Here is a 19,653-nt window from a genome sequence, read left to right as displayed (position 1 = left end):
AATATGGACCCAATCGTAAAAGTCAGTGAGCCTCATTACTGCAATAGTCTAACATCCTATTCCAGAAGAAAGACCATCCCTGTTAGAGTAGGTGATGTGTTGATCGGAGGGGATAATCCCATCGTAGTTCAATCCATGACCACAGTGGATACCATGGACACCATGGGCTCGGTGGAGCAATGTATTCGCATGATCGAAAGCGGATGTCAATTGGTAAGGATTACTGCCCCAAGTATGAAGGAGGCTGAAAATCTCCGAAATATCAAAGCTGAATTGAGGAAAAGGGGCTATACCACTCCACTGGTTGCGGATATCCACTTTACACCAAATGCAGCTGAATTAGCCGCTAGGATTGTAGAAAAAGTCCGGATCAATCCCGGGAATTACGCGGATAAAAAGAAGTTTGAGGTCATCGAATATACCGATGAAAGCTATCAGGATGAATTGGCAAGAATCCAGGAGCGATTTCTTCCTTTGGTGAAAATCTGTAAGGAAAACGGAACTGCGATGCGAATTGGAACCAACCACGGTTCACTTTCGGATCGAATCATGAGCCGTTATGGAGATACACCACTTGGTATGGTAGAATCAGCTTTGGAGTTTTTGAGAATCTGTGAAAGTGAAAACTTCCATGATATTGTCATTTCTATGAAGTCCTCCAACACGCAAGTGATGGTTCAGGCTTATAGACTTTTGGTTCAGAAATTAGATGAGGGAGGTTTTAAACCCTATCCTTTACACTTGGGTGTTACTGAAGCTGGAGAGGCGGAAGATGGAAGAATCAAATCTGCTGTCGGAATTGGAACGCTTCTGGAAGATGGATTGGGTGATACGGTTCGTGTTTCCTTGACCGAAGATCCAGAATTCGAAGCTCCCGTTGCCAAAGCCTTGATTGATCGCTATACGGATCGAGCTGATCATCAGGCAATCGAGCCGATTTCAGACTATTCTATCAACCCTTTTGAATACACCAAAAGACATACAAAGGAGGTTTACAACTTCGGTGATCACAATGTTCCTAGAGTAATTACTGATATTTCCCGAGTTGAGAAGATCACCGAAAAGGAAATGAAAGCCGTGGGGCATTTCTACCTTCCCGAATTGGATAAGTGGAAAATGAATGACATTGGATGTGATTTTGTGTATTCAGGATCCAATCCTATTCCTTTTATGCTTCCAAATGGCATGAAGGAAATCCAGAATTATGAGATTTGGAAACAAGCGCCAGATCAGGTTAACAAGTTTCCTCTGTTCTCCTTACCTGAGGCAAATGCTTCTGAAATAAGCCATTCTGAACTGAATTTCTTGGAAATTCTCGATACTCAAATGGATGAGGCTATTTCTTTTGTTGAGGAAAAGAAGAATTGGGTTTTGATTCTCAAGACAAACAACAAGCATGGGATGCCAGCAATGAGGGCTGCGATGATCAAGCTTTTGCAAAGCAAAAATGAGATTCCAGTTGTGATGAAAGTCAGCTATCCTGATCAGACCACTGATATGACCATGCTTTACACAGCCACTGATGTCGGAGGATTGTTGATCGATGGATTGGGTGATGGAATTATGATGTCTCTGGAGAAAGAAGGAGAGCATACTCGTGAGGAAATTTTGGATCAAGTCAAATTGCATAATTCTGTATCATTTGGAGTTTTGCAAGCGGCTAGAACCAGGATGTCCAAAACGGAATATATTTCATGTCCATCTTGTGGAAGAACCTTGTTTGATCTTCAAGAGACCACGGCCATGATCCGTAAGAGAACCGATCACTTGAAAGGTGTGAAAATCGGAATCATGGGCTGTATTGTGAATGGTCCGGGTGAAATGGCCGATGCGGACTATGGATATGTAGGTTCTGGAAAAGGAAAAATCACACTTTACAAAGGTAAAGAGGTAGTGAAACGCTCAGTTCCTTCAGAAAATGCGGTAGATGAACTGATTGAGATCATCCGTGAAGATGGAATGTGGAACGAACCTGAAAGTATTTGAGTTTATTGAATGAGTTAACAATATGAAGCTATGGCCGAAGAAAATAAAGTAAAAGAGTTTTTCAAATTGGGAGAGGTAGGCAACTACTTTATCCGGGTTTTTCAAAAGCCTGATCCCTCCAAGCCTACTAGCTTTAATTTGAGAATGATGCATGGGATCAATAAGATTTCCATAGTCATTTTCCTCCTCGCTTTGATTATTTGGACTGTCAAGCGGTTCATTTAAATAAACAAAACATTATCAATACCTGACCCAACCGGTCAGGTATTTTTATTTGTGGTGCTTGAGGGTGATTGATTTTAAGGTAAATTGAAAGCCTAACAAAAACCCTTAAACCCATGAAGAATATCTATCTAATTGGACTGATGCTTATGATTTCCTTTTCTGGTATAGCCCAACAATTGGATCAGATGAATTCCAATTACTTCGAAATGAGAACTTATACCGCAAATGATGGTAAAATGCCTGATTTAGTAAAGCGGTTCCAGAATCATACGATGGCCATTTTTGAAAGGCTTGGGATGGAAAACATCATCTATTGGCTTCCAGTGGAAGAATCCGACAATACATTGACTTATATTTTAGGATACCCGGATGCCAAGGCCCGAGATCGAATGTGGCAAGCATTTAGTAATGATCCTGAGTGGCAAAAAGTATATCAGGAGTCCATCGAAAATGGCAGGTTAGTTCGTGAGGTGCAGGAAGTTTTTATGATCAAAGCTCCTGGGCTAAATGATCATCCGATTCCAAGTCCAAGTGGGATTTTTCAGTTGAGGACTTATTATTGTTATGATGGAAAAATTAATGATTTGCAGGCTAGATTTAGAAACCATACCCAAGACCTTTTTGAGAAGCAGGGGCTGAAAAACTACATGTATTTTCTGACTGTCGAAAAAGATGGAAGTCAGCCAAAGCTGGTTTATTTCTTGGGTGATTCCAATCAACAAGCCTATGAGACAGCTTTTGATAACTTCAGAAAAGACCCAGAATGGATCAAGGCCCGAGATGCTTCTGAAGAAAATGGAAAGATTGTAGAAAAAGTCGATGCGAAATTTTTGAAAACTTTGCCTTTCTCTCCGATGAAATAGAAAAAGTAAGTCGTAAACGGTAAGTAGTGAGTTGCATCGATCACTACTTACCGTTTACAAATATTACTGCTTACAAAAAGTACTACCTCTCTACTTCTTTCAAATTCTCAATCTTCTTGTTTCTCAAGAATCCATTGATATCCTCGAAGTGCTCTTTTACTCGTTTGTTGCCGAATTCAAAAACTTTGGTTACCAATCCATCCAAGAAGTCCCTGTCGTGAGAAACTACGACCAAAGTACCGTCAAATGCCTTTAATGCATCTTTGATGATGTCTTTGGTTTTCATGTCCAAATGGTTGGTCGGTTCATCGAGAATCAACAAGTTCACTGGCTCCAACAATAGTTTGATCATGGCCAATCGGGTTTTTTCTCCACCGGAAAGTACCTTCACTTTCTTGTTGATATCGTCACCTTTGAACATAAAGGCTCCTAAGATATCTTTGATCTTAGTTCGGATTTCTCCAACGGCAATGTGATCGATCGTTTCAAAAATGGTCAGGCTTTCATCCAAAAGTGAAGCCTGATTTTGGGCGAAATAGCCAATCATGGCATTATGACCCAATTCACATTTTCCTTCAAAGTCTATCTCTCCCATGATAGCTTTGATCATGGTGGATTTACCTTCTCCGTTTTTTCCGACGAAAGCAACTTTCTGTCCCTGCTCAATGGTCATGGAAGCATCTTTGAAAACCACATGGTCTCCATAAGATTTGCTCATTTCATCGACGATTACCGGGTATTTACCAGATCTTGGAGAAGGAGGGAATCTCAATTTCAAAGCAGAAGTATCAACCTCATCCACCTCAACGATATCCAGTTTCTCCAGCATTTTCACTCGAGACTGTACCTGAAGTGTTTTGGAATAAGTTCCTTTGAATCGCTCAATGAATTGAGTAGTCTCAGCTATAAACTTCTGCTGTTCCTCGAATTGCTTTTGCTGCTGCTCTCTTCTTTCTTTTCTCAGTTCCAAATAGTGAGAATACTTGGCTTTGTAGTCGTAGATACGACCCATAGTCACCTCGATAGTTCGAGTAGTGATATTGTCCACAAAAGCTCTATCGTGGGAAATCACAACTACAGCTTTGGCCTTATTCATTAGGAATTCCTCCAGCCATTGAATGGATTCTATGTCCAGGTGGTTGGTAGGTTCATCCAAAAGAATCAAATCAGGTTTTTGAAGGAGTATTTTTGCCAATTCGATACGCATTCTCCATCCACCAGAAAACTCTGAAGTGGAGCGAGTCAAATCATCTCTTTCAAATCCCAATCCCAATAATACTTTTTCTACTTCAGCTTCATAGTTGACCTCCTCGATGGCATAAAACTTCTCGCTGAGTTCAGAGACTTTCTCAATGAGCTTGTAATATTCTTCAGATTCGTAATCGGTCCTTACGGTCAGTTCCTCATTGATATGATCAATTTCCGCCTTCATGTTCAGGTATGAAGCAAATGCTTTGGCAGTTTCTTCCATGACGGTACAATCGTCACTGGTCAAAAGGTGCTGAGGCAAATAAGCAACGACATAGTCCTTTGGGGCGGAAACAGCTCCAGAAGTAGGTTTGGATTGCCCTGCAATAATTTTCAATAGAGTAGATTTACCTGCTCCATTTTTACCCATCAAGGCGATTTTATCATTTTCATTGATGGTAAAGGAAATATTACTGAAGAGTGCGCTGCCGCTATGCTGGACAGTTACATTGTCAACTGAAATCATATTATCGGAATTGAAGGCGCAAAGGTAAATTTTTAAATATGAATTCTGAAGTTTGAAATCATAAAAAAGCCGCTTCGAAATCAATCGAAGCGGCTTTTAATATCCGACATCCGGCATCCGGCATCGGACAAATTATTTAAGCATCAACACCCAAAGCTTTTGCCATAGTAGCACCAATCTCAGCTGGAGATTCTACTACGTGGATGCCATTTTCTCTCATGATTCTCATTTTAGCAGCTGCAGTATCATCAGCTCCACCGATGATCGCTCCAGCGTGGCCCATTCTTCTACCTGGAGGCGCTGTTTGGCCAGCGATGAAACCTACAACAGGCTTCTTGTTTCCAGTTTCTTTGATCCACTTAGCCGCTTCAGCTTCGTAGTTACCTCCGATTTCACCGATCATTACGATCGCGTCGGTTTCAGGATCATTCATAAGCAATTCAACAGCTTGCTTGGTAGAAGTTCCGATGATAGGATCACCACCGATACCGATTGCCGTAGATACACCTAGACCTGCTTTTGCAACTTGGTCAGCAGCTTCGTAAGTCAAAGTACCAGACTTAGAAACGATACCGATTCTACCTTGCTTAAATACAAAACCTGGCATGATACCAACCTTTGCTTCACCTGGAGTAATTACTCCTGGGCAGTTAGGACCGATTAGGGTAGCGCCTCTTTCTTTGATGTAAGGCTTAGCTTTCATCATATCTGCAACTGGGATTCCTTCGGTGATAGCAATGATCACTTTGATACCAGCATCAGCTGCTTCCATGATTGCATCACCTGCGAAAGCTGGTGGTACGAAAATAATAGATGTATCTGCACCAGTCTTTTGAACGGCTTCTTCAACAGAATTAAAAACTGGCTTTTCCAAATGCGTAGAGCCTCCTTTGCCTGGAGTTACACCACCAACTACGTTGGTTCCGTACTCGATCATTTGCTGTGCGTGAAAAGAGCCCTCAGATCCGGTGAATCCTTGAACGATTACCTTGGAATTTTTATTGACTAGTACACTCATGCGTCGTATTTTAAAGTTTGCCACAAAAATAAGAGAAACCGCCCGCTGACAAAAGAATATATTAACATTCTCTATCTAATTTGACATACGGCATCTTTTCATAATTTAGCTGTTATGAAATTTAGATACCTGAGCGCCTTCATTTGCTCCCTGATTTTGTTTGTCAATTTTGGGGTTTTTGCTCAGACTTTTAAATACAATACCAATCCGAAGGGAATTCGACTTCCTATCCAAAACGTCCTTCAGGTGGAGCAGGATACTCTGGGCCTGATTTGGATGTCAACTACTAGAGGGGTTTTTTATTCAGACGGTATTGAGACATTTTCACTTGCGGATAGCCTAAACTCTGAATTTGATTTTCAAATCACCATCCATAAAGATGAGGATGGTATGATTTGGCTTTATAATGATCGGGGAGTTGGCAATTTTTTAAAAGGTGGCTATGGAAGTTGGGAGAATGTAGAATTTACAGGGATTGATTCTTTGGTAAACCTTCCTCGAATCAAATTTACTACTCGTGGGAAGGGGAATAGCAAAGAATATTTACTAGATGTCGGAAGTCGATTTTATTATTGGTTAGAAGGTGAAAGTCCTCAGAGATTTTCAAAAGATCAGGCTGAATTTGGCTTTTTTACCTATTTGGGTGGGGATTCTGAAACCCCGGTCTTTTTCTTTGATAGAGGGACGCTGATATTAGAGAATGGTAATTTGAGGAAAATTGAATGGGATTTGAAAAAAGTCTCAAGTGCTCCTGTAATTTCAAAAAAATCTCCAGATACTGGCGAATATTATTTTTTAGGAGCTGATTATTTAGCTAAAGGACCAGATCAGTTTTCACCAGAAGAAATCCTAGATCAAGGTCTCAAGCAAAATTTTAATTTTTTGGACAGCTATTTTGGACTTGAATTCTCAAAAGGAAGCGTTTTTTACCATATCAACTCGGACCTCTATAAGCTAACTTACGGTTCTCGCCGTCCTATTGCATTAGATTTAGAATATACGTTTCGGGTATTTTACCTTCATGACTTTTTGATTGATAGAGAAGGGATACTTTGGATGGCCACAGCAAGAGGATTGGCAAATTTGAATTCACTGGCATTTCAAAACTATGATGTAGTACAATCTGGCTTGATGAGCCAAGAAGTAACCGCAATTGCATTAGTAAAAGGGGACGAATATTTATTTGGCTATAATAATGGAATCCAAAAAATATCTCGATATGATATCCAGGATATATATAAGGATTCTGAAATAGGAATAATACCAAATAGTAGAATTGTAAATTTCTCAAGAGAAGCCGATGAGGCTATTTGGTTCTCTTCCAATATTAGAGGTGTAGGGAGATATGATATCGCAGCAAACCGAATTGAAGTATTTAGTCCGCCCACTGATGTACAAATCTCATCGGTAAATGTATACGGAGATAGTCTGCTGATCACTAGTCCCAAGGCGGTTTATTTTGCATCTATTCATGATCGAGGACCTGATTTGTTCAAGAATTCCATTCAAGATGAATTGGAAGAATTGATGAATCATCGGTTCTATTATCTAAGAAAATCGGGTAAGCTTCGCGATGGCAGGACGATCATTATGCGAGCTTCGAGAATTGAAAATACTGAAAATCTAATTTCAACTCCTAACCTACTTTTGGCTGACGGATACGATTTTCTAGAGCTTGAAGACGAAATTTTGCTCGGAACTGAATCTGGACTGAAACTAATCAAAGATGGAAAAGTCCAAGACTACCTGATTGAAGGAGAAAAGATCGGGCGACCTGTTTTTTCTATTCTTCATGACTCGAGTGGAATCATTTGGTTGGGGACTGATGATGGTATTTTCAAAATTGAAAATAATGAAGTCCAACAATTCAATCAGATGAATGGGCTTGCCAATAATGAAACTAATCGAGGAGCATTGGTGGAAGGGGTGGATGGAAGGATTATGATCGGGACCTTGGACGGGTTCTCAATTTTCAAACCTCAAGAGAAATTTATTGCAAATGGTACCCCAAAAGTCTTTTTGAGATCATTTGAGTTAGAAGGTAAGTCCATTATGGGGCTAGAGGATGTGAGATCTGGATCCCAACAAAATTCACTTGAATTGGAATATTCAGCAGTAGGATTCAATGAGGAGAAAGATCTTTGGGTTCATTGGCGATTAAAAGGATTTGAAGAGTCCTGGCAAGTTTTGGTAGAACCCAAAGCAAAAAGGTTCTTCTACCCAAGACTACCTCCTGGAGATTATCAGTTTGAAATCAAAGCATCCTACGCAGGTGAGCATTTTTCCCCTTTGGTCACATCCGTAGAATTTACTGTTTTGAGGCCTTTCTATATGAGATTCTGGTTCTTGGCATTAGTGTCTCTTGTCATGGTTGCAGTGGGGTATTTTGTCAAAAGCTTTTTTGATCAAGGGAATAAACTTGGTGTTTTGGAGTCGACTGTGAGTAAAAAAGATAAGGAAAAAGCAGTTGCAGAAAAGCAGTTTAAAAATGTTTGGGACAGCTCAAAGGATCCTATGCTTTTGACAGTGAATGGTCAAAAAATCATTGCTGCGAATCCTACATTTGCTCGCTATGTACAAACAGAGGCGACTTTATTGGAAGGGAAAGAGTTGATTGAGATTTTTGGAGATTGTGATTTTTTGAGAAAATATCAAAATGAAATGCTGATTCTCCCTGAGGAGGGAAAAACATTGAAACTTGAATTTGTGTGGAATGGAGCTGATGTAGAAATGGAAATTTATTCTAAAAAAATCTCCTCGGAGGGTGGCGATGGAGAGACTATTTTATCCATGTTCCGAGATGTAACCGCAGAAAGACAGATTGAAAAGAATTTAAGAGAAGCCAAAGAAAAGGCTGAGGAGGCGAACCGTTTCAAAACCAGTTTACTTTCTAATGTCAGTCATGAAATCAGAACTCCTCTCAATGTGATTTTGGGAGGGACGGAACATGTGATGATGACCAGGAAGGATGATACCAAGCTGTTAGATGAGCTAGATATTATCCTTCAAAGTGGCGAAAGACTTTTGGCTACGATTACCTCGATTTTGGATATGGCAAAGATCGAGGCCAATAAAATGGAGGTCGTTTATACAAAGGTTGATTTTGTAGAGTTCATTTCCTTAGTCATGAAGCCGTTTTTTGCTCATGCTCAAAGAAAGGGCATTCAATTGAAATTGGATTTCAAAAAGAAAGATATCAAAGGAGAAACTGACAAAAGATTCTTAGAAATGATTCTCAATAATTTGGTCGGTAACTCCTTGAAATACACTGAGTCTGGAACCGTTAAAGTGACAGTCGATTCTCAAGATGGATCTTTATTAATGAAAATCGAGGATGAGGGTGTGGGTATGTCCACGGACTTTATGCCGAAAATTTTCCAGCCATTTGAGCAGGAAAGTACAGGGAATCAAAGACAGTTTGAAGGAACCGGTTTGGGTATGGCGATTACCAAAAATCTGGTTGATCTTTTGAAGGGCTATATCAATCTGCAAAGTGCCAAAAATCAAGGAACACGAGTGATAGTAGAAATTCCATTGTCTAATTCATAAATTTTGTATTTTCAAAGCTGTTTATCTGCCTTTTAAAAACCTGAATGTTTAGTCTTAATATCCTCATCGTCGAAGATGATTCAGTTTCAGCCCTGCTATTACAAAGGGCTTTAGAGAAAAATAATCATCATATTCTGGGAGTTGCCGATTCTGGCGAGAAGGCCCTCGATCTACTAGAAGAAAGTCACGCTGATATAGTGATGATGGATATCAATCTAGCTGGTGAGCTGGATGGGATCACTACGACTGAAATCATCAATGAAAAATTTGATATTCCTGTAGTCTATCTAAGTGCCAGTTCTGATGCCGAGACTTTAAATAAAGTGGTGGGCACCAACCCTTCAGCATATGTAATCAAGCCATTTAATATCCGTGAATTAAACATGGTTATTGAGCTGGCGATTTTCAAGGACAGAAAAGAAAAGGAGCTTCAAAAACTCAATAATCAGCTTGAGGAAAAGGTGCGGATTAGAACCGCAGAACTTTACGAAGCGAATAAAGAATTAACCAAAGCTCTGGAGAAAGAGAGAGAAATCAATGAGTTGAAATCCCGAATCGTGCTAAACGTTTCTCATGGCTTTAAAACTCCATTAACTTCGATTTTGAGTTCTGCACAGCTCCTTCAGATGTACGCTGAAAAAGATCATCCATTCAAGCAAAAGATTGCTAAACATGCGATGAAAATTGAAAACTCTGTTCGGGCATTGAATAATCTATTGACAAGTGTCTTGTTTTTCGGAAAAGCTGACGCAAATAAGATGGAGTATAAGCCTAAGAAAATGTTCGTGGGAGCCTTCGTTAAAGAGCTTATGGATACTGTCAAGGCGGGAATTGAGAATGAAGTCACTATAAAAACCGATTTTGGAGCCTTGCCAAAGACAATTACCTCTGACAGTGAGATTCTATATCAGACTTTTGAAAATCTTCTTTCCAATGCCGTGAAATATTCCAAAGATGGAGGAGAAGTACATTTCAGTCTGGATTATCAAGACGGAATATTGATCGGGAAAGTGGTTGATTTTGGGATTGGTATTCCTGAATCAGAACAAAGTCAATTGTTTGATAGATTTTTTAGAGCCAAAAATGTAGGAATAGTGGAAGGTTCAGGACTTGGACTTTCTATTGTCAAAAAATGCTTGGAAGTATTGAACGGAGAGATAACCTTTGATAGTAAAATCAAAAAAGGGACAACCTTTGAAGTTAGAATTCCGGTAAAGTAATATGCTCTTTTCGACCCAAGACCTGAAGTATTCACATCCAGGTCAGCCTCAGTTTTCATTTTCCGATATTTCTTTAGACAAGGGTGACTCTCTCTTAGTATTAGGGAAATCAGGGAGTGGAAAGACCACTTTGTTGAATTTGCTGGGAGGTTTGCTAAAACCTCAGTCAGGAACTGTGATTTTAGGGACTGCCGATCTGACTAAAATGGATGGAGCAAAGTTAGATTTATTTAGAGGGAAAAACATCGGAATTGTTTTTCAAAAGCCTCATCTATTGGCTCCACTTTCAGTCAAAGAAAATCTCGTTGCGGCCCAATATTTCGCTAAAGAAAAAGGGCAGAATGTCCAATCCTTACTTGACGAACTGGGAATCGGGGCTAAGGCGAATTCTTCCGTGAAAACCTTAAGTGAAGGAGAGGCCCAGAGGGTTTCTATCGCAAGAGCATTAGTCAATAAACCGCAACTGATATTAGCAGATGAGCCGACCTCAAGTTTGGATGATGAGAATACCGAAAAGGTAATCAATTTGCTAAAAAATCAAGCTGAGAAGATTGGCGCTGCATTGATTATCGTGACGCATGATCAGCGGGTGAAAGATCATATTTCCAACTTTATAGAAGTGAAGGCAACATGAATATTTTTAAGCTAAGTTGGAAATATTTGACTTTTAAGCCCTTGTCGACAGGGTTGAATGTGATGTTACTTGCACTGGGTTTGGCGATTATCACAGTCTTACTCTTGATTCAGGATCAGTTTGAAAAGAAAATGAATCAGGATGCTGAAGGGATTGATTTGGTGGTAGGAGCTAAAGGGAGCCCGCTGCAATTGATTCTTTCGAGTGTGTATCATATTGATTTTCCGACAGGAAATATTCCGATGAAGGAAGCGATTCGTATTTCGAGAAGTCGCTTGATCAAAAATGTAATTCCATTGGCTCTGGGAGATAATTATCAAGGGTACAGGATAGTCGGAACCAATTCTGATTACTTGGGACTTTATGATGTGAAATTTTCCGAAGGAGAAGGCTGGATAGAACCTTTTGATGTGGTTCTCGGGTCAGAGGTTGCGAAGAAAACGGGACTAAAAACCGGGGATTATTTTGAAGGAAGTCATGGGGTTAGCGAGGGAAGTCATGATCATGATGAGCATGGGTTCAAAGTAAAAGGAATACTGGAGCCGAATGGAAATGTAGTCGACAGATTGGTTTTGACATCTATAGAATCTGTCTGGTATACGCATGATGAGGCAGATTCAACAGCTTCTGAAACAGCCCATGATTTATTACATCAGCCTGTTTCTCAGACAGGATTTCCTAAAACAGATCAAGAAAGAGAAGTGACATCCTTGCTAGTGCAATATCGAAATCCAATGGCAGCTATTCAGCTTCCAAGAATGATTAATTCTGGCACATCCATGCAAGCGGCTTCTCCATCCTTTGAAATGTCCAGACTATTTGAATTGCTGGGAGTGGGAGTAAGTTTACTTCAAGGTCTTGCCTTTGTATTGATTGGGATATCTGGATTGGGGATCTTCATTGCATTATATAATTCCCTGAAAGAAAGAAAATATGATTTGGCGATTTTGAGAGCAATCGGAGCTTCGAGAGTGCAATTGGTTTTTCTGATCTTTTTAGAAGGACTGATGCTGACATTTTTGGGTGCTTTGGTGGGGATTCTATTAGGTCATACCTTTTTATCAGTTATCGTTTCCCAAAACGAACAGGGAGTCGTAGGAACTTTAAATCCATGGGTTTTCTTAAAAGCAGAACTTTGGATAGTGGTTTATGCGTTATTAGTGGGAATAATTGCCTCTCTTATTCCGGCTTGGTCAGCTTATCAAACAAGTATTGCAAAGCAATTGACAAAAGCCTAATCTTGAGGCAGAATTAGAAAGAATATGAAAAAGGGAATATTAATAGCAGTGTTCTTTGGTTTACTAGTTGGTGGTTTTAATTCCGCCTTGGCCCAGGATACCAATGTGTGGAAGAATTTGGCCGATGTCACATACAAAATCAGTGAGGATAATTTTGGGGAATTGTACGTTCCTGTTTTCTCTGATAATGCCAAAAAACTAGAAGGTAAAGTAGTGGAGGCCGATGGATATATCATCCCATTTGAAGGGATGTTTAAACCTGAGCATATCATCCTATCAAGTCTTCCATTGGCAGAATGTTTTTTCTGTGGATCGGGTGGGCCGGAAACGGTGATGGAAGTGATGCTTTCTTCACCAATTAAATACACTTCGAAAAGGGTGAAGGTAAAAGGTAAGTTAACCTTGAACTCTGCTGACCCAGAAAAGCTCATGTATATTTTAACAGATGCTACTTTGGTAGAATAAAAAAAGAGGCCTGGATCAATTCTAGGCCTCTTTTTTTAATAAGAAATTTCTTTCTCCAGCTCTTTAAATCTTTGGAGTAAATCTATTGTCACTGGGCCAGGTTTCCCTGTTCCGATTTTATGGTCATCAATTTGGGTAACGGGAAGAAGAACTTTAGTAGTACTTGAGATAAAAGCCTCATCTGCTTCCAGAGCCTCTTGCAAGGTAATTGGTCTCACCTGGACATTTCCTGCCAAATTCATCAGATTCTTCCTTGTGATTCCCAGGAGAATGTCTTTGCCAGGGGTAATCACCTGACCATCTTTGACGATAAAGAAGTTACTTCTTGAACTTTCGCTGATTACGCCATTCAGGTGATAGAGTACATCTTCAGCTCCTTGTCTTTTCCATCCTTCCGAATGCCAAACTGCCAAGGCATAATTGGTGGTTTTGATATCAGCGATTGGTCGTATGTATTCCAGAGAAAGAAGCTTAACTCCCTCATTGTATTTTTTCTCTGAAGGGAAAATCAATGATTCTGCAAAGATGAAAAGTTTCCCTTCTGCTGGTGAAAAGTGGTTGTCGGACAAACCTCCGCTAAGCATCATTCTCATTCCTCCAGCTTCCAAATCATTCTTTTCAACCAGCTCAGATATAATAGTTCTTAACTCTTCTCTGGAGTATTTTAATGTCAGAAATGTTTTGGCAGCAGAAGCTGTAAATCGATCCAGGTAATCCTCCAAAAAAAGAGGTTTGTGATTGACAGTTCTGAAAAAATCGAAAATTCCATATCCCCGAATCAATCCTAGATCCATTGGGTGAATTGTGGCTTTTTCAGTTGCGATTATTTCTCCGTTAGCAAAGCAAAAAGGTTTCATCATTCAAAGTTTAGAATGATAAAAATAAGGAAGGTTTTTAAATTATTAAGGACTTAAAACAAATACTCCCAAAAGCATTTTGCATTAATGCTTTATCGATTTTTTATAAATTCTAACCTTCTGATTCTTCCTTGCCAAAATCTTCTGCATGGGTCAGTTTGACCCATTTCTTCATTTTTTTCTGAATGATCTTGAAGTGATGCATTTCTTCTGGAGTGATCAAGGAAATCGCAAGTCCATTGGATCCTGCTCGGCCAGTTCTTCCTATTCGGTGGATATAGTCTTTGGGTGATCTTGGAAGTTCATAATTAATGACGAGTGGGAGAGCCTGAATGTCAATGCCACGAGCTGCCAAGTCCGTTGCCACAAGAACTCTCGTTTTGCCAGATTTGAATTTTGCCAAAGCTTCGGTTCTTGCTCCTTGACTTTTGTCTCCATGGAAAGCCAATGCATCGATGCCATTTTTTACCAGTTTGCCAGTAACATTGTTGGCAGTTCGGATAGAGGATGCGAAAATTAAAATCTGGTTCCAATCGCCGGATTCAATAAGCTTTCGTAAAAATGGGCCTTTTTCTTCAGGATTTACTCGGTAGGCTTTTTGGTCGATTAGATCCGGGGTGAAGTTTTCTGCTTCTACAGATACTTTTACAGGTTCTTTGAGAAGGCTCTGGATGAGAACTTCTATTTCGGAATCCATTGTAGCTGAAAAAAGTATGTTTTGACGCTTGCTTGGAACTTTATTAAGAATCAGGTCCAGCTCTTCACGGAAGCCCATATTGAGAACTTTATCCGCCTCGTCCAAAACCAAAGTATGTACTTTGTCGAGGGAAACTGATCCTCTTTCCATCAAATCAATCAATCGACCTGGAGTTGTGATCAGGAGCTCTGTGCCTTGGAGTTTGATCATTTGTGGATTGATCGAAACCCCTCCAAAGACGGCTAGTGTTTTGATTTTCCTAGGTAAAAATCTACTGAAACTATCTGCTACTTCAGCCACTTGGATTGCTAATTCTCTTGTGGGTACGATTACCAAAACTGGAACTGAGCGATCTTTTGAAGGTGATTTTTTTAAGAACCTCTCGAGGATTGGCAATATGTAAGCCGCAGTTTTTCCCGAGCCTGTTGGAGCTAAACCCAGCAGATCTTTTCCTTTGAGAACCGAAGGAATTGCTTGGGTCTGGATAGGGTAGGGAGCTTGATATTCGGCGCGATTAATCGCGGTCAGGATTTCTTTGGAAAAACCTAAATCGGCAAAATTCATGGAGAGATTTTTTTACAAAGTTAGTGATCTCCTTGGAAGCATATTCAATAGATAGCAAATGCCTGATTTATACCTTTTAGGGAATCATTTTTTCTAAGTCAAAATCAAAGGCCTATTAATCACTTCATGGCCTATTTAAATATCTTTTGAGGAGTCGGTTTATACTGAAAATAGGGGGGGTAAGAAATTGTAGGAATTCAATTTTATTGAATGTCTAAATAAGACTTAAATGTGAAAAAATAGTACCTTTATTGAAAATTTACCAAATATCATGAAGAGATCAATTCCCTTTTTCATTTTAACAATGATTGTTTTTCTAAACTCCTGTGGCCCAAATCTAAAGGAAGAGAACAGGAAATTAAGAGAAGAGGTAGTTGGAGTTCATGATGAAGTAATGCCTATGATGGGTAAAATAAAGTCTCTGGAAAAAAAGGCGTTAGATCAAGTCAAAGAGTTAGAATCTGAAGAAAGTATTGACACCTTGAAAGTTCAGACTTTGAAGGCTGTGGCTTATGATCTAGATCAGGCTTATGAAGCTATGTTCGATTGGATGCATCAATATGAATCTGAAGATGGAGATCGTACTGCCGAAGTGGTGAAAGCGGATTTAGAGGAGCAAATGGTGAAAGTGACTAAAGTGAATGAGCAAATGAAGGCTGCTTTGGAAAAGGCAGAAAAGGAACTGAATAATTAATAATTAACTGGTCTTTCTCTCAGATATTTTTCTACATCTGAGGACGTGATAATTCCTTCATCCATTCCCCAAATATTAAATACATACGTGCTTATTTGAGCTATTTCCAAAGGAGTAAGTTGTGGACTTGAAGGCATATCTTGATTATAAACCTGTCCATTAACTGTAATCTCTCCTTTTTGGCCATGCTTCATGATCCAAATGGATCTGTGAACGCTTTCTTTGAAATAATCAGCCTCTCGTAATGGGGGGATTAATTTTCCCAAACCCTTCCCATCGTTTTGATGGCAGTTTCCACAGTGGTTTTCGTAGAGTCTTTTGCCATCCACCGCATATTTCATGATCTCAGGATCTGAAATTTGAGCAAGGGCATTTTCCTCATTGGTGGATTTTGGAGCACATGAGAATCCAAAAGTCAGGCATAAAATAGCTGCTGGAATCCAACGCATTACTTGAGGATTTTAGGTATGTCATTGATCAATCTCGTCACCTGATCTTCTTTGGTGCCATCATAAACACCTCTGATATGTCCTTCTTGATCGACTAAAACAAATGCACCTGAATGGAGAAATCCTCCAGGTTCTTTTTGGTCCTCCTGAGCGGTTGTCAAATAGCTAGTTTGCCCAATTTCATAGATTTTTTGTGGCTCACCAGTCAAGAAGTTCCAGGTATTTGCATCTTCAATCCCCAATTTCTCAGCATAATCCTTCAATACCTCTTGAGTATCGTAAGTAGGATCTATGGAGTGACTCAAAATCTTAAAATTTGGATTGTCCTTATATGCATCGTACACGCGAAGCATTTCCTTTTTCATAATTGGACAGATAGTCGGGCAAGTAGTGAAAAAGAAATCTGCCACATAAACTTTTCCTTCCACATCAGCATTTGTGACTGTCTTTCCAACTTGGTTCACAAATTCGAATTGGGCGATTTGATGGTAAACAGTGTCTCCATTGTCTTCGACGTGCCAATTTCCCAATTTTGGTAGCGGCTCGCTGTTTTTTGAGCCAGATGGTTGACATTGCCAAAATGCAATTGCACTGATGACTAGTAGGCTAAATACCTTCCAGGTTTTCATATAATTTTACGATTTTGATCTGTACTTTTTATAAAGGCGGATAGCGATCATCAAAGAGACTCCCAATCCGACCAATCCAACCAAACCCCAAACCATGCTCATGGTGTTTTTCAATACAATAAGAAAAACAATGGCAAAGAGCAGTAGAGTGGATGCTTCATTCCAAATTCTTAACTGAGTAGATGTCCATCGAGTTCGTCCAGCTTGGATTTCTTTGAACAATTTGTGACAACCTAAATGGTAGGCATACAGTAATACTACGAAAGCCAATTTTGCATGCATAAACCCTTGCTCCAAAAAGCCCATTCTATAGCTGAGAACCCAGGTTCCGAAGATCAATGTCAAAACTGCAGAAGGCCATGTGATGATGTACCAGAGCCTGGAGGCCATCAAATCCAATTGCGGTTTTAGAATGTTCCTCTCTGCCTCTGGCCTTTCCATGGCTTCAGTTTGATAGATGAAAAGGCGCACGATATAAAAAAGTCCTGCAAACCAGGTGACTACGAAAATGATATGAAGTGCCTTGACGTATTCGAAACTCATTGTCAGAATTTTCGGCTAAATTAAGGTCTAAATCGATTAACCCCTAAACTTTTGAAAAGCTCTCGAGTAATTTTCTACATTATTGTCTTTGCCATCGCTGCATTGGTGTTTTATATAGGTAAAGAATCTTTTTTTCAACCAGGAATGGAGCGATTCGAAGGCAAATATGAAGAATTGGGGTATTTCCGAAATGAGAATAATACAGGTCCTGTGTTAAGAGTTTATGCAATTCGAGCCTTGGACAGTGATCAAACATGGATGAAGGAATTTGCCGAATCCCAACCTCATACTAAATACGGTAAGACCTTAGTCTATTTCTTTTCACCAGATGTAAGTGGGCCAATTGATCTTTCTGGAACTCCTCCTTATTTTGATCAGAGCTTGGATGGAAAAGTTGTGGCAAGCTTTGAAAGGACTCCAATGGGTGAACCCAGGTTTAAATCAGGATCATCTGAATGAGGAAGCGTAAATCCATAGAGGAATACAAAAAGGGAATTCTGGATGGAGATAGAGTTCTTTTGTCTCAAGCCATCACATTGGTTGAAAGCAACTTGGCCTCTGACATTCGTTTGGCTGGGGATTTGGTTCAGGAACTTTTACCATTCTCTGGAAAATCCATTCGGATTGGAATTACAGGCGTTCCCGGAGTTGGAAAAAGTACTTTTATTGAGGCTTTTGGTAGCCTTTTAATTTCAATGGGGAAGAAGGTAGCAGTTTTGGCTGTTGATCCGACTAGTCAAAAGACTAAAGGTAGTATCCTTGGGGATAAAACTCGGATGGAAAAACTTTCCTCTGATTCTAGAGCTTTCATCCGCCCTAGTCCATCAGGATCTACATTGGGCGGAGTCAGTTCCAAAACCAGAGAGGCGATGTTGCTTTGCGAAGCTGCTGGCTTTGATGTGATTTTGGTAGAAACAGTCGGCGTTGGGCAATCCGAGACAGCTGTCAAAGGGATGGTTGATTTCTTTTTGCTATTGATGTTGGCGGGAGCAGGAGATGAATTGCAAGGGATCAAAAAAGGCATCATGGAAATGGCTGATGCATTATTCATTAATAAAGCGGATGGTGACAATGTCCAAGCAGCCAAAAGAGCCAAAGTTTCTTATCAAAATGCGCTTCATTTATTTCCCTTGGGAGAAAACAATTGGTCGGCCCAAGTATTGATGGGGTCTTCGGTTACTAAAGATGGTCTAGAATCCTGTTGGGGATTGATTGAGGATTTCGAAGGAAAGATGAAAATGTCTGGTTTTTGGGAAAAAAATCGGTCTGAGCAAAGACTTTCTTGGTTAGATGAGAGTATTCAGTCCGAGCTTGGAAAAGCTTTTTACAGGGATTCAAAAGTCCAGGATCGATTGAAAATCGAAAGAGAAAAAGTGTTGGCAGGCGAGTTAAGTCCAATGAAATTGGCCCGTGAGTTAACCGAAATGTTTTTTAAATCATGAAAAGATTAATCGTTGCACTTTTGGGATTGGCCATTGCATGTCAAGTTCCAAAAAAAGAGTTAAAAGTAGAAAATGAAGTACTTGAAGCTTCAAGGTGCGTCGGTGGAAATTGTGCAGAAGTAAGCATCACATGGCCTAAAGTTTCTGAGTTTCCCAATTCAGAGGGAATCAATGACCTTTTGATCCAAAAAGTAAAGGGGAATCTAGATACTGATAATCCTCAGGAGTCAATCGAAAAACAGATTGAGAGTTTTCTTTCCGAATATGAGGAAGTAACAAAGGAATTTCCTGATTATCCTGCTGGTTGGACATTAACGATCGAAGGAGAACTCACTTATCAGTCCGATTCGGTCCTAAGTTTTGATTTTATTGAAGCCAACTATTCGGGAGGTGCCCATCCGAATTCCTCAGAGACTTTTCTGAATATTGATGCTGTTAGTGGAGAAAGGTTGAGAGATGAAACTTTGGTTTTGGATCAGGGAAAGCTATTGGAAATGGCAAGGAGAGAGTTTAAAGCCTATCACGATGTGCCTGATTCCTTAACAGTTGAGCAGGACGACCGCTTTTTTATTCCTGACTCAGGGTTCTTTTTACCACAAGCCAAGGGTTTTAAAGAAGGGAAGTTTTGGTTGATCTACAATCCTTATGAAATAGCACCTTATGTGTTTGGTTATACCTCGTTAAGTTTTGAATTGAGTGAAGTGGAGGGGGTAGTAAGGAAATAAAAAACTCTGCTTGAAATAGCAGAGTTTTTCTAATTCTAATAAAAGTATCCTATACAGTGGGTTGATTATCAAGAATCTAGGGCGTTTTAAAATTAATAATACCTGATTCAATTTCTTCGTCCTTTTTCACCTACAGGAAAA

The 19,653-nt window shown here is 39.8% G+C and carries 19 protein-coding genes; 12 read left to right on the top strand and 7 right to left on the bottom strand.

The genetic code is table 11. From position 1 onward, the window contains the following. Nucleotides 1–3 precede the first annotated feature (3 nt). The 3 genes from ispG to BUF13_RS19745 all read left to right on the top strand — a co-directional run bounded on the left by ispG (nt 4) and on the right by BUF13_RS19745 (nt 3,074). Nucleotides 4–1,986: a (E)-4-hydroxy-3-methylbut-2-enyl-diphosphate synthase gene (gene ispG / locus BUF13_RS19755; protein ID WP_073573560.1), complete on the top strand. Its 1,983-nt coding sequence runs from the start codon at nt 4–6 to the stop codon at nt 1,984–1,986. A 30-nt stretch (nt 1,987–2,016) separates the two neighbouring features. Further along, nucleotides 2,017–2,211: a DUF6728 family protein gene (locus BUF13_RS19750; RefSeq protein ID WP_073573559.1), complete on the top strand. Its 195-nt coding sequence runs from the start codon at nt 2,017–2,019 to the stop codon at nt 2,209–2,211. 113 nt (nt 2,212–2,324) lie between these two features. Beyond that, on the top strand, nt 2,325–3,074 hold the full coding sequence (locus BUF13_RS19745; protein ID WP_073573558.1) for an NIPSNAP family protein: 750 nt from the start codon (nt 2,325–2,327) through the stop codon (nt 3,072–3,074). 82 nt (nt 3,075–3,156) lie between these two features. On the opposite strand, the gene BUF13_RS19740 is transcribed toward BUF13_RS19745, so the two are convergent. After that, complete coding sequence (locus BUF13_RS19740) at nt 3,157–4,788, bottom strand: ABC-F family ATP-binding cassette domain-containing protein (protein ID WP_073573557.1); 1,632 nt, start codon at nt 4,786–4,788, stop codon at nt 3,157–3,159. Between the two features lie 136 nt (nt 4,789–4,924). Beyond that, nucleotides 4,925–5,806 carry a succinate--CoA ligase subunit alpha gene (sucD, locus tag BUF13_RS19735; RefSeq protein ID WP_026955480.1) on the bottom strand — a complete coding sequence of 294 codons (882 nt, stop codon included), beginning with the start codon at nt 5,804–5,806 and terminating at the stop codon, nt 4,925–4,927. A gap of 114 nt (nt 5,807–5,920) precedes the next feature. Between sucD and BUF13_RS19730 the strand changes: the two genes are divergently transcribed. The 5 genes from BUF13_RS19730 to BUF13_RS19710 are packed head-to-tail and all read left to right on the top strand — an operon-like array spanning nt 5,921 to nt 12,912. Further along, nucleotides 5,921–9,355 carry a sensor histidine kinase gene (locus tag BUF13_RS19730; RefSeq protein WP_073573556.1) on the top strand — a complete coding sequence of 1,145 codons (3,435 nt, stop codon included), beginning with the start codon at nt 5,921–5,923 and terminating at the stop codon, nt 9,353–9,355. Between the two features lie 44 nt (nt 9,356–9,399). Continuing rightward, nucleotides 9,400–10,575 carry a hybrid sensor histidine kinase/response regulator gene (locus BUF13_RS19725; RefSeq protein ID WP_073573555.1) on the top strand — a complete coding sequence of 392 codons (1,176 nt, stop codon included), beginning with the start codon at nt 9,400–9,402 and terminating at the stop codon, nt 10,573–10,575. A gap of 1 nt (nt 10,576) precedes the next feature. After that, nucleotides 10,577–11,209 (top strand): ABC transporter ATP-binding protein, encoded by a 633-nt coding sequence (locus BUF13_RS19720; RefSeq protein ID WP_073573554.1) that lies wholly within the window; start codon nt 10,577–10,579, stop codon nt 11,207–11,209. Then, nucleotides 11,206–12,447, top strand: coding sequence for an ABC transporter permease (locus BUF13_RS19715; protein WP_073573553.1), 1,242 nt, complete (start codon nt 11,206–11,208; stop codon nt 12,445–12,447). The genes BUF13_RS19720 and BUF13_RS19715 overlap by 4 nt, the downstream gene beginning before the upstream one ends. A 24-nt stretch (nt 12,448–12,471) precedes the next feature. Further along, nucleotides 12,472–12,912, top strand: coding sequence for a hypothetical protein (locus BUF13_RS19710; RefSeq protein ID WP_073573552.1), 441 nt, complete (start codon nt 12,472–12,474; stop codon nt 12,910–12,912). Nucleotides 12,913–12,947: 35 nt separating this feature from the next. Here the strand turns inward: BUF13_RS19710 and BUF13_RS19705 are convergent, their stop codons facing one another. Together BUF13_RS19705 and BUF13_RS19700 are read right to left on the bottom strand one after the other, a co-directional pair. Continuing rightward, the gene (locus tag BUF13_RS19705; RefSeq protein ID WP_317129075.1) at nt 12,948–13,772 is read right to left on the bottom strand and encodes an aminotransferase class IV; all 825 of its coding nucleotides are present in this window, start codon (nt 13,770–13,772) and stop codon (nt 12,948–12,950) included. A gap of 109 nt (nt 13,773–13,881) precedes the next feature. Continuing rightward, on the bottom strand, nt 13,882–15,030 hold the full coding sequence (locus BUF13_RS19700) for a DEAD/DEAH box helicase (RefSeq protein WP_073573551.1): 1,149 nt from the start codon (nt 15,028–15,030) through the stop codon (nt 13,882–13,884). A gap of 271 nt (nt 15,031–15,301) precedes the next feature. Between BUF13_RS19700 and BUF13_RS19695 the strand changes: the two genes are divergently transcribed. Next, nucleotides 15,302–15,724: a hypothetical protein gene (locus BUF13_RS19695; protein WP_073573550.1), complete on the top strand. Its 423-nt coding sequence runs from the start codon at nt 15,302–15,304 to the stop codon at nt 15,722–15,724. On the opposite strand, the gene BUF13_RS19690 is transcribed toward BUF13_RS19695, so the two are convergent. From BUF13_RS19690 to BUF13_RS19680, 3 genes are read right to left on the bottom strand one after another with little or no spacing between them, the layout of a single operon-like run. Continuing rightward, nucleotides 15,721–16,173, bottom strand: coding sequence for a c-type cytochrome (locus BUF13_RS19690; RefSeq protein WP_073573549.1), 453 nt, complete (start codon nt 16,171–16,173; stop codon nt 15,721–15,723). The genes BUF13_RS19695 and BUF13_RS19690 overlap by 4 nt on opposite strands. Further along, a complete protein-coding gene (locus BUF13_RS19685; RefSeq protein ID WP_073573548.1) occupies nt 16,173–16,802 on the bottom strand; it encodes an SCO family protein in 630 nt (209 codons plus the stop codon). Before BUF13_RS19685 ends, BUF13_RS19690 begins: the two co-directional genes overlap by 1 nt. A 6-nt stretch (nt 16,803–16,808) precedes the next feature. Then, nucleotides 16,809–17,345, bottom strand: a complete 537-nt coding sequence (locus tag BUF13_RS19680; RefSeq protein ID WP_073573547.1) for a CopD family protein — start codon at nt 17,343–17,345, stop codon at nt 16,809–16,811. 51 nt (nt 17,346–17,396) lie between these two features. On the opposite strand from BUF13_RS19680, the gene BUF13_RS19675 reads away from it, so the two are divergent. Genes BUF13_RS19675 through BUF13_RS19665 form a run of 3 tightly spaced genes read left to right on the top strand, consistent with a single transcriptional unit; the run spans nt 17,397 to nt 19,512 of the window. Further along, nucleotides 17,397–17,804, top strand: coding sequence for a hypothetical protein (locus BUF13_RS19675; protein ID WP_073573546.1), 408 nt, complete (start codon nt 17,397–17,399; stop codon nt 17,802–17,804). Continuing rightward, on the top strand, nt 17,801–18,787 hold the full coding sequence (gene meaB, locus BUF13_RS19670; protein WP_073573545.1) for a methylmalonyl Co-A mutase-associated GTPase MeaB: 987 nt from the start codon (nt 17,801–17,803) through the stop codon (nt 18,785–18,787). Before BUF13_RS19675 ends, meaB begins: the two co-directional genes overlap by 4 nt. Continuing rightward, entirely contained in the window at nt 18,784–19,512 is a 729-nt protein-coding gene (locus BUF13_RS19665) for a DUF3298 and DUF4163 domain-containing protein (RefSeq protein ID WP_073573544.1), read from the top strand. Before meaB ends, BUF13_RS19665 begins: the two co-directional genes overlap by 4 nt. Nucleotides 19,513–19,653 lie beyond the last annotated feature (141 nt).

This window comes from Algoriphagus zhangzhouensis, assembly GCF_900148515.1.
GTDB classification, from domain to species: Bacteria; Bacteroidota; Bacteroidia; order Cytophagales; family Cyclobacteriaceae; genus Algoriphagus; species Algoriphagus zhangzhouensis.
The sequence above is the reverse complement of the archived record's forward strand: the minus strand, read 5'-3'. Positions and strand labels throughout refer to the sequence as shown.

Coding starts and splice junctions, on each gene's coding strand:
- ispG (WP_073573560.1), top strand. CDS start 4: ATGGACCCAATCGTAAAAGTCAGTGAGCCTCATTACTGCAATAGTCTA.
- BUF13_RS19750 (WP_073573559.1), top strand. CDS start 2,017: ATGGCCGAAGAAAATAAAGTAAAAGAGTTTTTCAAATTGGGAGAGGTA.
- BUF13_RS19745 (WP_073573558.1), top strand. CDS start 2,325: ATGAAGAATATCTATCTAATTGGACTGATGCTTATGATTTCCTTTTCT.
- BUF13_RS19740 (WP_073573557.1), bottom strand. CDS start 4,788: ATGATTTCAGTTGACAATGTAACTGTCCAGCATAGCGGCAGCGCACTC.
- sucD (WP_026955480.1), bottom strand. CDS start 5,806: ATGAGTGTACTAGTCAATAAAAATTCCAAGGTAATCGTTCAAGGATTC.
- BUF13_RS19730 (WP_073573556.1), top strand. CDS start 5,921: ATGAAATTTAGATACCTGAGCGCCTTCATTTGCTCCCTGATTTTGTTT.
- BUF13_RS19725 (WP_073573555.1), top strand. CDS start 9,400: ATGTTTAGTCTTAATATCCTCATCGTCGAAGATGATTCAGTTTCAGCC.
- BUF13_RS19720 (WP_073573554.1), top strand. CDS start 10,577: ATGCTCTTTTCGACCCAAGACCTGAAGTATTCACATCCAGGTCAGCCT.
- BUF13_RS19715 (WP_073573553.1), top strand. CDS start 11,206: ATGAATATTTTTAAGCTAAGTTGGAAATATTTGACTTTTAAGCCCTTG.
- BUF13_RS19710 (WP_073573552.1), top strand. CDS start 12,472: ATGAAAAAGGGAATATTAATAGCAGTGTTCTTTGGTTTACTAGTTGGT.
- BUF13_RS19705 (WP_317129075.1), bottom strand. CDS start 13,772: ATGATGAAACCTTTTTGCTTTGCTAACGGAGAAATAATCGCAACTGAA.
- BUF13_RS19700 (WP_073573551.1), bottom strand. CDS start 15,030: ATGAATTTTGCCGATTTAGGTTTTTCCAAAGAAATCCTGACCGCGATT.
- BUF13_RS19695 (WP_073573550.1), top strand. CDS start 15,302: ATGAAGAGATCAATTCCCTTTTTCATTTTAACAATGATTGTTTTTCTA.
- BUF13_RS19690 (WP_073573549.1), bottom strand. CDS start 16,173: ATGCGTTGGATTCCAGCAGCTATTTTATGCCTGACTTTTGGATTCTCA.
- BUF13_RS19685 (WP_073573548.1), bottom strand. CDS start 16,802: ATGAAAACCTGGAAGGTATTTAGCCTACTAGTCATCAGTGCAATTGCA.
- BUF13_RS19680 (WP_073573547.1), bottom strand. CDS start 17,345: ATGAGTTTCGAATACGTCAAGGCACTTCATATCATTTTCGTAGTCACC.
- meaB (WP_073573545.1), top strand. CDS start 17,801: ATGAGGAAGCGTAAATCCATAGAGGAATACAAAAAGGGAATTCTGGAT.
- BUF13_RS19665 (WP_073573544.1), top strand. CDS start 18,784: ATGAAAAGATTAATCGTTGCACTTTTGGGATTGGCCATTGCATGTCAA.